Here is a 12779-nt window from a genome sequence, read left to right as displayed (position 1 = left end):
ATACGGAATAGTCGCCTTACTAGAATTTCAATCCACACTTCCGCGAAGGAAGTGACCTAACAGTTCCACTTGTGCCGCTTGCAGTAACTATTTCAATCCACACTTCCGCGAAGGAAGTGACAAATCAATTAATTCAAAGGAGGATGTACTATGAAATTTCAATCCACACTTCCGCGAAGGAAGTGACTAATGGCGGATCAGGTGCCCCATCAAATCAGACATTTCAATCCACACTTCCGCGAAGGAAGTGACGATGACAAGTCCCTTTATCGGATTTGTTACTACTATTTCAATCCACACTTCCGCGAAGGAAGTGACTGCGATAGAAGTGATACCACTCACTAAACTTGTAATTTCAATCCACACTTCCGCGAAGGAAGTGACTGGGATCTGCACTCCTGTTGTATCTCCGCCTACAATTTCAATCCACACTTCCGCGAAGGAAGTGACTACAATGACTTCCTTCAAAGATTGGACAGGAGGTATTTCAATCCACACTTCCGCGAAGGAAGTGACTGTCCTATTTGATGGGATATAATGCTGGAGGCGTAATTTCAATCCACACTTCCGCGAAGGAAGTGACATCCGATGCAATCGGCTGATCATAATCTTTGCAATATTTCAATCCACACTTCCGCGAAGGAAGTGACGAAGGTAAGATAAAAGGTAAGCTGTATGTTGGAGATTTCAATCCACACTTCCGCGAAGGAAGTGACTTTACAGAGGTTTACATAATCACAAATATCTCGCTATTTCAATCCACACTTCCGCGAAGGAAGTGACCTGGAGTAGGAGGAGAAGATGGTACACCTGATAATTTCAATCCACACTTCCGCGAAGGAAGTGACCCAGAAAACAGCCTGATTTTATCCCCGGAAACAATTTCAATCCACACTTCCGCGAAGGAAGTGACATTCCAGGGAACCCTATATCCCCTTTTCTGTCCGGATTTCAATCCACACTTCCGCGAAGGAAGTGACGGTGGCTGGTTTTTATCAAGTGATTAGGAGGACATTTCAATCCACACTTCCGCGAAGGAAGTGACCAGCATCCAGTTAAATTTCCACCAGTGCAAATACGATTTCAATCCACACTTCCGCGAAGGAAGTGACCGATTAGATCGAGGAGCGCGTCTGGATCACGGGCATTTCAATCCACACTTCCGCGAAGGAAGTGACCAGCTCGCCGTCTTTGACTGACAGCTCTGGCAGAGATTTCAATCCACACTTCCGCGAAGGAAGTGACTTGAGACATTCAACTATTTTAATGTTACTATGTCATTTCAATCCACACTTCCGCGAAGGAAGTGACAGACATAGCATTTATAACCAATCTGATGCGAGACTATTTCAATCCACACTTCCGCGAAGGAAGTGACATGGTGTGGAAGGATTCTTCAAAGAATTGCCGGATTTCAATCCACACTTCCGCGAAGGAAGTGACGGAGGGAGCCGGGTGGGCAAATCATCGGTGAACTATTTCAATCCACACTTCCGCGAAGGAAGTGACCTGAAACCGTGGAATGCGAAACGCCTGTCAAGATAATTTCAATCCACACTTCCGCGAAGGAAGTGACAGAAATGGATGGGTACTGTGACAAAACCAGTAAAATTTCAATCCACACTTCCGCGAAGGAAGTGACCTTAAATGACGAATGTCAGCGGGTGGAATAAAGATTTCAATCCACACTTCCGCGAAGGAAGTGACCCTTTCGCAGAAAGGTGGTTTATATTTATGTATAAATTTCAATCCACACTTCCGCGAAGGAAGTGACCCTGTGTCCATGTTCCCACATGGATCATCCACGGGGATTTCAATCCACACTTCCGCGAAGGAAGTGACGTGTTACTTTTACCGGATAAGTGGTCCCATCTATATTTCAATCCACACTTCCGCGAAGGAAGTGACCATGCCGCTTTCCGGTGATGCCCTGGCGGATATATTTCAATCCACACTTCCGCGAAGGAAGTGACTTTCGCAGCCAGGGAAGCCATGGCCAGCCGTGTCTATTTCAATCCACACTTCCGCGAAGGAAGTGACCTACGGCGGCCAGAACGCCATAGTAAGCAGTCTATTTCAATCCACACTTCCGCGAAGGAAGTGACTCTGTATCAACATTTGCCTCCTCAAAATCATAAATTTCAATCCACACTTCCGCGAAGGAAGTGACGGTGTAGACCCTGAAACAGGCATCAACTTTGCTATTTCAATCCACACTTCCGCGAAGGAAGTGACTTGCTGCTGTGTCATCCGGCATTGCCTTGCTCTATTTCAATCCACACTTCCGCGAAGGAAGTGACGTTTGAGTCTGAGGGGTATGACAGGGAGCATATGAATTTCAATCCACACTTCCGCGAAGGAAGTGACAGCAAACATGCACAATATTCCCAATAAATATTGTTTCTTTCTACCAAATTTTAACCCTTTTTGATTAATAATGCAACCTTTCCTACAAATATATCTTAAAAAAATCACTCCATCATCAATTTTTAACCATTTTTTCAAGTGCGAATCTCCCCGGCAAACTATGTTCACTCCACATTCGCACTTTATAAAATAAGCTTAGTAATCATCTTCTGAACAAATATTATATCATCTGCATTTTCTACAAAAAATTCAAGGCCGATTTTTATCACAATTTCTCTCAATCCAACTGTTTCCAGCCTTTTATTTCCCCATTATTTATCATAAGAAATATCATAATGTCCAAATCCAATGGTAGCACCTTTTCCTACCCGCAGATACTTACCCGCTTCCAAAATTGGCACAAAACCAGATAGATCCCCTTCATATAAAATCCAGCCAGTCCTGGATGAAAGTTTTAACTTTCCATCTTTCTGATTCATAGAATACCTGATGAACGGAACTTCTCTCCAATACTCATCTAAAGTCTTGATTTTCCTGGCCTGGTTCAGAAGTTCCTCCTCTTTCCATTCTAATTGAAAATCGGTGTAAGCCTTTGTCAACAGCGATATTCTGCGGATAAGAAACTGTATAAACGTATCAAAGGGAAGTTTATCAAATAGTTTATCCCCTGATACGATTCTAAGCGGTGTATCAAAAAAAAGGCTTGCATAAGAGGCATTTCGTCCTGTCGTCTGAAGCGGCTTTGGAGAAAGATTGCGAAACCAGCATTTTCCCCCTGCATAGATCACATTGCCCGAATCTGAGTCGATAACCTGCATCAAACGAAAGGACAGCCTTGCCGCCCCCCATCCCCTTTTCTCTGCTGCCTGCAGTGCATCCAAATATATGCCTGCTCTTTCTGTTCCACTGCCAAGCAGAGTAAGGTCAAATACACATAAATCTCCTTTCTTCCATCTTTCTCTGCCTTCTCCATGTACATATAACACATATGGATTCACTGCACCTGCTTCTCCACCCGTATTGCTAAAACATTGCACATAGAGACAATTATCCTTTTTCTCACACTGAAAACATCTTTTATCAGGAAAATCACAGCAAAAATCCCGGATGCAATGGCCTAAAATTCCTCTTATTGTAGATCCCAAATATGAAGGCAGCCTTCCTTCTTCCTGACATTCATATGTTGCACGCAATGTTAATATTTTTATGAACTCGAACATATATCCTCCCTGACCTGACTATGATTTATTTTATTACATTATATCCTATATTTTTCCAAATAAAAACCTCTTTTCATTTCATCAAGTCATAATATATTAGTCACTTCAATCATAAAAATAAAATAAATCACCATAATCTGTTGCGCGCCCTCCATTGGCTTAGATATACCAAAAGCCCTCCCTTAATCGTCCCTATACCCGGCTGCAAAAACAATCTCTTTATAATACTAAGTATCTTTCCCAAAACATAAAATAAAAAGTACCTCTCAAACCATTATTATGCTATAATTTACCTGAAAACAGGAAAGGAAACAGAAAATGAAAATAGCTGTTATACATGGTCAAAGCCATAAAGGTTCAACCTATCATATCGCTAAAATGCTAACAGAAAAATTAAATGGCGAAGTCACAGAATTTTTTCTGCCAAAGGATTTTCATTCTTTTTGTATCGGATGTACAAATTGTTTTGAAAAATCAGAAACACTATGTCCTCACTTTAAGGACTTAAAGCCTATCACAGAAGCTATCGACCGTGCCGACGTAATCATTCTGGCAAGTCCTGTATACGTTTATCATACAACAGGAGCAATGAAAGCTTTTTTAGACCATTATGGATACCGGTGGATGGTGCATCGACCGGAAGAAAAAATGTTCCGCAAACAGGCTGTCTGCATATCCACAGCCGCTGGCGGAGGCATGAAAAGTACAAATAAAGATATGGCTGACAGCACATTCTTCTGGGGTGTTGCCAGAACTTATAAATATGGCGTAGGCGTTGCCGCAGTTTCATGGGATGCCGTGAATCCTGATCTGAAAAAACGTATAGATAAAAAAATCACTGTAATAGCTGATAAAATTAATGAGAATATAGGGCACGTATCTCCTTCCATAAAAACCAGAGCATTTTTTAATATTATGCGATTGTTACAGCGGAGAGGATGGAATGAAGCGGATGTAAAATACTGGAAGGAAAAAGGATGGGCAGAAAAAGCCCGCCCATGGAAGCCTTGACTATCTCCCATAGGCAGCTCCGTTCATCTAACCTATTTTACCGATTATTTAACAAAAACTCTTTAATGACCACACTATCGGACAGATGCATCATATGATGACGAGTTATCGGCAGCAAAATAAGCCCTGCAAAAGTGTGCCGGCCCCAAAAATTTTTAAGCCATATGGACCCTTTTACTTCCAGCAAACCACCTTCGCTGACCAGCCGCGCTAAATATTCTTCTCCGGGTTTCCGTTTCAAATCAAGTGGTGACAAGGATTTTAATATTTTGCGGGTCTGACAGCCTACCGCGTTTCTGTACTTTATCAGCTCCTGTTTATTTACCTGTTCACTAAAATCAATGATCTGCATGTCCGTCATTACGTTACCGGTATCTCTTACGGACACACTCATTTTTTCCATCCATTCTTCATTGAAAATTTGGGGCTGTTCTGCTATAAGAAGATTTCCCACCAAATCTTCTATTCTCGCTATATGCCATAAATGCCAGGCTATTGTTTCGTCTTTCTCAGTCGGCATTATGCTGTAATCCTCATTCTCCAATCCCTCCAATAAATCATCACAAAATGTAGGACTGTCACTTAATGAAACCTTACCTGTGTGCGTCACTGCATGAATTTCCAATGCTAATTCAATTGCCTGGTCAAAACGCCTGGACGATTTCAGCAGCTTTCGTAATTCATCAATCTTTAAATTGTAATCCTTTTCGATATCAAACATAAATAGCCTCTCCTTACGTTAATTTTCTTACCGCTCCAAAGTCTATATTGGAATAGAACTACCTCGAACTTTTCATGATTTTGAAACAAGAAATAATTACTAAAATACTTTAGTATATCAGATATAATTCCACCCAAACTTATGACTATAGATGCGAACGGTTATTCTTTTGAAACTTTGAATCTATATTAAGATTTAGATTATAAATATTATAACATTTTAAATGTGACATATGTCTGTCATAATAAAAATTCCGTTATTACTATTTCAATCATTTCATACTGGAGTAATTATAATAACCAGTATTCCAGGTTTCACGAGGCTCTAAAAAATGGAGCTCTGTTCAAAATCATACTCTCCCTGGCTGTTCAGGCTGCAATATTCTCATATAATTTCATTTCCGTTTGACACGCTCCTCTCTGCCCCTTACAATAAAAGTAGTTACAAATTTTATCACAATGGAGGTGTTTTTATGCTGCATGAAGTAAATTTTCTGTCTTACAACAAACGTGACCAGGTGCAGGGATGGATATACGTTCCGGCTGCCAGGCCGAAAGGAATCGTACAGATTATCCACGGATTCGGTGAGCATTCCAGAAGGTATCTGCATATGATCGTAAAATTCATGGACGCCGGTTATATTGTAGCGGCTGATGACCATGTGGGGCACGGAAAAACAGCCATGGTCAGCGGTGTATGGGGTGATTGGGGCGATGCGGGATTCCACACCATGATGGAGGATGAACACAGCCTGAAAAAACTGGTCTGTGAAAAATATCCTAATCTGCCGTATTTTATTTTCGGTCACAGCATGGGGTCCTTTATAGCCAGAGATTATGCGGCAAAATATGGAGAAGACCTGGCAGGTGTCACGATCTGCGGTACAACGGGAGTCTTCCGGGGAGCGGATAAAGCCGCAGAGCTTCTCAAAAAAGCCATTGACGACGGACTGGGAATGGATTCCAATCCGGAATTTACAGGTGCCTTGATGGGATGGATGTGCGAACGGTGTGATGATGTTACCATCGGAAATGAATGGATCTGTTCAGACCCTTATGTACAGCGTGACCACGCGGAAGATCCTTTTGATGCCTTTACCAAACCAACCAGCAACCGGTCACTCTATGACTTTACCCAGATGATGCTGGCAATTGAAGGAACACAGTGGGCCGAGAGAGTTCCAAAGGACCTACCGTTTTATAATATCGGCGGTGACCAGGACCCTGTTGGCGAATACGGAAAAGGTATCTATGAGGTCTCGAACTGGCTTTGTGATACCGGACATGACGTGAAAACCCGCGTATATTCCGGATATCGTCATGAAATACATAACTACAGTGAGATCAAGAATGATGTCGAGGAGGGAATTATCGCATTTATGGACGGAATTCTTGGAATTTAACTGCAATAGAGAACCCGCTTAAACATTGCGGGTTCTCCGTAACAGAATCACACTTCCATGAAAGTTCCCTTTCAGTAAAAATAAATTGTAAGTTTACTACACAGATGATATGATAGTGGTACAGGGACAATAGCATATCTGGATCTGTCTGAAATAGGACAGCGTATCCAGCCGGATGGCGAGTCGCCGTCCGGTATAGAAAAAGAGACCAAAAGACTTCCAGATGCTCCGAGGTACTTCAGCACACTGCCGTGTGCAGGCGGCTTACGCCTGTGTACGTCTGCGCATCTTACAGAATCACCTTCTTGTATTGTCCCTGTATACGAGGTGAAAAAGAATCATATGACAACTACTTTATCAAACTATGACAATGATTTATGGAAATATTGTACAAAAGAACAGATCAAAGACATGCTGCTGTCCTTCCGGCTTCTACAGGGAGCACCTGTACGAGAGGAAAAAGAACTTGCATGTCTCTATGCTGTCAGTAATCATATAAAGAAACACTACCATACTGCCCAGATCCCAAAGCGAAACGGCAGTGTGCGCCGTCTGCTGGTACCGGACGCGTTACTGAATACCATACAGAAAAATCTGCTTCATCATGTTCTAGACGGACTTTCCGTTTCCGTCTATGCCACTGCCTACAAAAAGAAAACCACAGTGCTGGACAATGCACTTTCCCATGTAGGACAGGAACAGGTCATGAAATTGGATATAGAAAACTTCTTTGAAAACATAACATTTCCTCTGGTTTACCAATCAGCCTTTCCGGCCATCTACTTTCCGCCTGCAGTAAGACGGATACTGGCAGAACTTTGCTGTTATGAAGATTATCTTCCGCAGGGCGCACCTACTTCTCCGACAGTTTCCAATCTGGTCATGAAGTCGTTTGACAACTATATGGGAGCATGGTGCGAGGAAAGGGGGATTCATTATACACGTTACAGTGACGATATGACATTTTCCGGTGTATTCGATGAAGTCGAACTGAAAAATAAGGTCAAAAACTACCTTTTAACCATGGGATTTGTGCTGAATGAAAAGAAAACTAAGCTGCTTGGAAAACATACCAGACAAACCGTGACGGGAATCGTTGTGAACGAGAAGGCAGATGTTGGGCGTGCGTATAAAAGAGAGGTACGGGCAGAGGTATATTACTGTAAAAAATACGGGGTAATGGAGCATTTACGGCGTTGTAACAAGAAAGAATGGATGACCGAGGGGGAGTCGGATACGGTCCGTTATCTGCGGCATCTGCTGGGGAAAATTCAGTTTATTCTGCAGATTTCGCCGGAAGATGTACAGTTTCGAGAAGCAAGGGAAGATATCCGCAGACTGCTAAGGGACATATAATACAAGCCCTTTTGCGCCTGGACCCGGTTCTGGATTGTTGTAATCCTTTTTCCCGGTCCCTAAGATTGCTAAATATAACACTTTCAGCCGTGTTTATCGCTTAGGAGGAATATGGTTCTCCGGGGTTTAGCTTTTGATAAGGCGTAATTTTCAGCACTGCATAGAATTCGGATCTTTTGCTGTCCTTTTTCTATTACCTATTCAAGTGCATCTTGAATGCCTTTATCCGTCTGAATATCATATTTTTCCCAAAATTAAAGAATTATGTTCCGGTTTCTTTCCATCATTTGCAATTCATGTACCGGTTTCTTTTGTCCGACTATAATTAAGGAGCTTTTCTATAATTTTATTGTATTATAGAAGATCTTATAAACTCTATTTTACCGAAAATGTATTATACGCTCACTAAAACCGCAAAAAACCCTTGAAACGCTGTAAATTCAACATTTTCAAGGGATTTAACCATTCTAATTTGTCGCTTTGCTAATCAACTTCACGCTTAATCACTGTTACCTGTAAATCCTTTACGTCAATCAAACTTTCTTGTCTGCACTTCGGGCAATAAAGAGGAAAGTTTTTTAGTTCTGTATCTTCCCGTATCTGTAACCTTGTTTTATTGCCACAAACAGGACAACGTACCCATTTTATTTCCTGCTTTAGAATATTACCTTTCTGCAATTAAATTTGACACGCATATTTTCATATGGCTATTCACCGTTAGAACACCCCAAGTTTTTTTGTTGGCAGGTGAAGCGGGTGGTATAAAAACAGCTTCTGCAATTATATTACTTTCGATTTTCCCTAAGTTGGTAATGCTATAACCATTTTGAGAACCATATCCAAACATATTTCTTCCTATAAATGATCCTGCTTTACTTCCGAAATCTCCCAATGTAGATATTGTAACAGCGTCAATCAGCTCCGGCTGCATATGTATATAACAGGCAAGCACAAGCATTTCTTTCCGTGGGTGATGACATATGTTTATGACTTGTGACGCTACGCGCTTTGCAAGGATAATAACATTTTCCCCGTTCTTTTTCACGGAAACACTAAAAGCAGTCGAATAATTCCCCATTGCTCCCTGTCTGTAACATTTTGCCTGATTACGAATATCGGCTGCGATAACCACCTTATTTGTATTCTCTTCCAACATCATCTTTGCAATCAGCCAGTCGTTTACAGTAACACTATGTTGTTTGCATAAAGTCAATATTTCTTCTAACTCCTGATTACAAATGGTGAAAATTTCCCGTTTCATTTTGTGTTTTTGAATATAGGCTCTTTCAAATGCGCTATATTCCTCATACATAACTTGATGCCCCTCTTTTTTCCATCTTCTGTTTGCGTCGCCTATTATCAATTTACTGATAAGAGGTAAATCGCTGTTTGAGGGAAGATCGTTTAAGCATTGAATTAAGCGTTCCGGGGCAAATTGCGGTATTACTCCGTTAGCATAATGCTCTGCAAATTCTTCTGCCAGTTGTAGAAGCCCTCTACCATCACACAAAAGATGGTGGGCGATAAAAAGTATTTGAAATTCATTTTCCTTTGGATAAACTACTACTTTTAGCAGACATTCATTCATGACATTCCACCCACGGACAGATATTTCCTCATAATCTTGTTGCCACAAAGCGGCTTCTTCTTTTACCATTACAGGAATATTCAAATAATCTTGTATTTGATAATAAAATCTGCCAGTGTCCGTTTCCTCTGCAATTAAACTTTGCAGAAACGGGTGCGCTTTTTGAAGAGTGTCTATGCTTTGTTTTAGCTGCCCTTCATCATAATTGCTTTCTATTTTTGCCATAATCCCAAAGTGCATATTAGGACACATAAAATGCGCACGTTCTGTATACACATAATTTTTAATCGATTTCATATTTTTTCTCCAATTCATTATTTTCCCGCATAGCAATATCATTCAACACCTTGTCCTGATGTGCTTCAATGGCTAACAAGATTAACAAAACAGCAAATACGGCTCCTGCCAAAAACAAAGTTATTGAAGAAAGCCAATGCCACCCTGCCGCCCAAAATAAAATACTGGTTACAAATAATACGCCGATGAGTTTCATCATAGTAAGCCCCAGTTCAAGCATATTCAGTTTATATTTATAGCGGTTATTATAGTTCATTTTCTTATGTTTCATTTGCCGAACCTCCCTTGTTTTCATTGTGATATAATTTGAAGCTGGTACATGCTTCAATAAGTAACTGCCTTATTTCTTCGGGCGCAATGTTCGTTGTGTTCGTAGAAACAATCGTTGCTATACCATGCGTAAATATCCATGTTTTCACAAACACTTCCGGTTCAATCGAAATAGGAACGTGCTTAGCCAAATCATAAAGGCTTTCAAGTCTTGTTCCGCTATCTGACATACATAGAAGATGGAACAGATTTTTTTCATTTTGAGCCAGCTCCACATACTTTAATCCCATGCTTAAAAAATAGGGAGTTTCTGTATCAAAAGGCTGTTGCAGCATAGTTTCTTCAAATAGTTTTTGCGTTTTTTTGTAAACTTCTTCCTTTAGTTCTTCCATATTATGAAAAGCATGAAACACTGGTTGAGTAGAGCATTTTAATTCACTGGCAAGCAAACGTGCGGTTACTTTTTCAAAACCATATACTTTTGTCAACTCAAATGCTTTTTCAATAATAGCTTCTCTGGGTATCTTAACTTTTGGTGGCATAACGTCCTCCTTTTGATAACTAAGATATATATCATTGTTATTATACGTTGTAAAAAGATTTTTGTCAATTCCTCCGGTTGGTAGTTCATAAAAACCATACATATCATGCTCTATTACTATCAAAGCTATGCTATGTGTAATCATATCCAAAGCAGAAAGGTGAACGGCAAAATGTAGTAGGGTGAAAAATATGAAGCAGGACAAAGTGAAGTATAATTTTAAGGCTTTCGTGCAAGCCATAAAAGAAGCAAGAAAGGCAAAGGGTATCTCGCGCAACCAGTTAGCAGACAGGCTGAATATTACGCCGCGCTATATCGCGTCCATTGAGAACAGCCGGCAGCACCCAAGCCTACAAATCTTTTATGAGCTTGTCACCTTTTTAGATGTGTCAGTAGACCAGTTCTTTTTCCCGAACGAGGAAACGGACAACTCTACCGGGCGGCGGCAGTTCGACAGTCTGCTTGCCGATATGAACACGAAGCCTCTATAATTTTAACCTTAATTTAATTGAAAAATTCGCTTAGTTGCCCATCTGCTTTGCCAACTTTTCCTTACTGTTTTCTCAAATGCCCATTTTATAAGGCTTTCTACGCTTTACTTAATTCTGCTCTTCCATTTTACCCAATTTCCCTTTGGGTAGAAACTTTTCATTCCCATTGAAAGCAATTTTCTCTTATTTTGCTATGTTGGGTACTCATTTGTGCACACTGGGTAGAGTTTTTATTTTTCTGAACTTTCTGTTTTTCACTCACACTGCCAAACTTTGCTATTTCTTCTTCAAATTTTGTTTCTGTCACATGAGTGTATATGTCAATCGTTGTACTGTAATGCTGATGTCCCATAAGCATTTGAACCACTTTAGCGTCCATTCCTTTTTCAAAACACCTACTACAAAATGTATGTCGGATTGCATGAGGATAAAGGTCTTTAAATTCTATCGGCTCTCTTTTTTCCTTTACCGCTTCTATTGCTTCTTGAAAATTGATTGCTTTTACTACTTTCTTAATTTCTTTTTCTGCTACATTCCGAATAACTGGACTTCCTAAAGAAGTAGTAAACACCAAATTATCAAATTCTCCACTTGAACGCCAACGATTTCCATAGGCTTTTTTCTGTCTGTTCTGTTTTTCTTTTTGAGATAATAGAATTTCTTCTGTTTCTGCCATAAACGGAATACTTCTGTATGAATTATGTGTTTTAGGCTTTGTTAGTCGCATAGTCTTTACTCCATTTTCATATTGACAGGATAAAGACCTTTGAATGTTAATACATTTCTTATTCCAGTCTATATCTTCCCATTTCAAACCACCAACTTCTCCAATTCGCATACCTGTCAGAAACATAATGTAAAACATTTCTTTATACCAGTTATGCTCTACTTCCTGCAAAAATCTTGTTTGCTCTGCCATTGATAAGAACCGTCTTTCTGCTGTTTTATTTTCCCAAGGTACATTGATTTCAAAACATGGATTGATGTCTATAATACGATTATTCTTTGCAGACTCCAAACACTCCCGAACTCTGCCTAAAGCATCTCGCATACTGGAAGACGCTCTCCCCTGCTTATTCATATCGTTAATAACACGCTGAATATCTAAGTTCCGTATATCCGTCACTTTCATATTCCCTATTGCTTTTCCAAACGTATTATAATATTTGCTACGCATAGGGAACACGCTTGTTTCCTTGATATTAGGAATTTTATAATTTGCAAACCATTCCTCAAACCATTCATTCAGCGTTATTTTCTGACGTTTCATATCAATATTATTTCTTGCTTCTTCTTTTGCCTTTTCAAACAATATTTTTAATTTCTTCAAATCATTATCATACAAGTTAATGTCTATTCCGTTTATCTTTGCTCTTGCTTCGTATCTACCGTCCTTTCTTTGACGCAAACCTGTTCCTAATTCTTTTCCTTTTAAATCTTTACCCATAATCTCTACCCTTTCTATCAATCAAATATCTTGATAAATAAAAAGGGAACTTCTGTGATTTTAACCAT

The 12779-nt window shown here is 40.1% G+C and carries 11 protein-coding genes and 1 CRISPR repeat array (1 of these 12 cut by a window edge); of the genes, 4 read left to right on the top strand and 7 right to left on the bottom strand.

What is annotated here, in order from left to right:
- Positions 1-2367: direct repeats of the CRISPR family, unit length 32 nt; unit sequence ATTTCAATCCACACTTCCGCGAAGGAAGTGAC; it reaches 1296 nt to the left of the window's first position.
- Between the two features lie 311 nt (positions 2368-2678).
- Positions 2679-3587 (bottom strand): CRISPR system precrRNA processing endoribonuclease RAMP protein Cas6, encoded by a 909-nt coding sequence (cas6, locus tag WMO65_RS26710; RefSeq protein WP_054353752.1) that lies wholly within the window; start codon positions 3585-3587, stop codon positions 2679-2681.
- A gap of 318 nt (positions 3588-3905) precedes the next feature.
- Between cas6 and WMO65_RS19435 the strand changes: the two genes are divergently transcribed.
- Positions 3906-4598 (top strand): flavodoxin family protein, encoded by a 693-nt coding sequence (locus tag WMO65_RS19435; protein ID WP_033139690.1) that lies wholly within the window; start codon positions 3906-3908, stop codon positions 4596-4598.
- A gap of 37 nt (positions 4599-4635) precedes the next feature.
- Here WMO65_RS19435 and WMO65_RS19430 read toward each other — a convergent pair whose 3' ends face one another.
- The gene (locus WMO65_RS19430; RefSeq protein ID WP_033139691.1) at positions 4636-5319 is read right to left on the bottom strand and encodes a DinB family protein; all 684 of its coding nucleotides are present in this window, start codon (positions 5317-5319) and stop codon (positions 4636-4638) included.
- 472 nt (positions 5320-5791) lie between these two features.
- Here WMO65_RS19430 and WMO65_RS19425 point away from each other — a divergent pair, with 472 nt between their 5' ends.
- Together WMO65_RS19425 and WMO65_RS19420 are read left to right on the top strand one after the other, a co-directional pair.
- Entirely contained in the window at positions 5792-6721 is a 930-nt protein-coding gene (locus WMO65_RS19425; RefSeq protein ID WP_033139692.1) for an alpha/beta fold hydrolase, read from the top strand.
- 342 nt (positions 6722-7063) lie between these two features.
- The gene (locus WMO65_RS19420) at positions 7064-8077 is read left to right on the top strand and encodes a reverse transcriptase family protein (protein ID WP_033139693.1); all 1014 of its coding nucleotides are present in this window, start codon (positions 7064-7066) and stop codon (positions 8075-8077) included.
- 483 nt (positions 8078-8560) lie between these two features.
- On the opposite strand, the gene WMO65_RS19415 is transcribed toward WMO65_RS19420, so the two are convergent.
- The 4 genes from WMO65_RS19415 to WMO65_RS19400 are packed head-to-tail and all read right to left on the bottom strand — an operon-like array spanning position 8561 to position 10774.
- Complete coding sequence (locus tag WMO65_RS19415; RefSeq protein ID WP_081960134.1) at positions 8561-8740, bottom strand: cysteine-rich KTR domain-containing protein; 180 nt, start codon at positions 8738-8740, stop codon at positions 8561-8563.
- Position 8741: 1 nt separating this feature from the next.
- Positions 8742-9962, bottom strand: a complete 1221-nt coding sequence (locus tag WMO65_RS19410; protein ID WP_033139694.1) for a hypothetical protein — start codon at positions 9960-9962, stop codon at positions 8742-8744.
- Positions 9949-10233, bottom strand: coding sequence for a hypothetical protein (locus WMO65_RS19405; protein WP_148393683.1), 285 nt, complete (start codon positions 10231-10233; stop codon positions 9949-9951). The genes WMO65_RS19410 and WMO65_RS19405 overlap by 14 nt, the downstream gene beginning before the upstream one ends.
- The gene (locus WMO65_RS19400; RefSeq protein ID WP_148393684.1) at positions 10223-10774 is read right to left on the bottom strand and encodes a TetR/AcrR family transcriptional regulator; all 552 of its coding nucleotides are present in this window, start codon (positions 10772-10774) and stop codon (positions 10223-10225) included. Before WMO65_RS19400 ends, WMO65_RS19405 begins: the two co-directional genes overlap by 11 nt.
- A 190-nt stretch (positions 10775-10964) precedes the next feature.
- Here WMO65_RS19400 and WMO65_RS19395 point away from each other — a divergent pair, with 190 nt between their 5' ends.
- A complete protein-coding gene (locus WMO65_RS19395) occupies positions 10965-11264 on the top strand; it encodes a helix-turn-helix transcriptional regulator (protein WP_148393685.1) in 300 nt (99 codons plus the stop codon).
- A gap of 157 nt (positions 11265-11421) precedes the next feature.
- On the opposite strand, the gene WMO65_RS19390 is transcribed toward WMO65_RS19395, so the two are convergent.
- Positions 11422-12711, bottom strand: a complete 1290-nt coding sequence (locus WMO65_RS19390; RefSeq protein WP_148393686.1) for a site-specific integrase — start codon at positions 12709-12711, stop codon at positions 11422-11424.
- Positions 12712-12779 lie beyond the last annotated feature (68 nt).

Source organism: Blautia caccae (assembly GCF_040095955.1).
Taxonomy (GTDB): domain Bacteria; phylum Bacillota; class Clostridia; order Lachnospirales; family Lachnospiraceae; genus Blautia; species Blautia celeris.
The sequence above is the reverse complement of the archived record's forward strand: the minus strand, read 5'-3'. Positions and strand labels throughout refer to the sequence as shown.

Excerpts from the sequence above, each read along its gene's own strand:
- WMO65_RS19390 (WP_148393686.1), bottom strand. The coding sequence starts at position 12,711 with ATGGGTAAAGATTTAAAAGGAAAAGAATTAGGAACAGGTTTGCGTCAA.
- WMO65_RS19425 (WP_033139692.1), top strand. The coding sequence starts at position 5,792 with ATGCTGCATGAAGTAAATTTTCTGTCTTACAACAAACGTGACCAGGTG.
- WMO65_RS19435 (WP_033139690.1), top strand. The coding sequence starts at position 3,906 with ATGAAAATAGCTGTTATACATGGTCAAAGCCATAAAGGTTCAACCTAT.
- WMO65_RS19405 (WP_148393683.1), bottom strand. The coding sequence starts at position 10,233 with ATGAAACATAAGAAAATGAACTATAATAACCGCTATAAATATAAACTG.
- WMO65_RS19395 (WP_148393685.1), top strand. The coding sequence starts at position 10,965 with ATGAAGCAGGACAAAGTGAAGTATAATTTTAAGGCTTTCGTGCAAGCC.
- WMO65_RS19400 (WP_148393684.1), bottom strand. The coding sequence starts at position 10,774 with ATGCCACCAAAAGTTAAGATACCCAGAGAAGCTATTATTGAAAAAGCA.
- WMO65_RS19410 (WP_033139694.1), bottom strand. The coding sequence starts at position 9,962 with ATGAAATCGATTAAAAATTATGTGTATACAGAACGTGCGCATTTTATG.
- cas6 (WP_054353752.1), bottom strand. The coding sequence starts at position 3,587 with ATGTTCGAGTTCATAAAAATATTAACATTGCGTGCAACATATGAATGT.
- WMO65_RS19420 (WP_033139693.1), top strand. The coding sequence starts at position 7,064 with ATGACAACTACTTTATCAAACTATGACAATGATTTATGGAAATATTGT.
- WMO65_RS19430 (WP_033139691.1), bottom strand. The coding sequence starts at position 5,319 with ATGTTTGATATCGAAAAGGATTACAATTTAAAGATTGATGAATTACGA.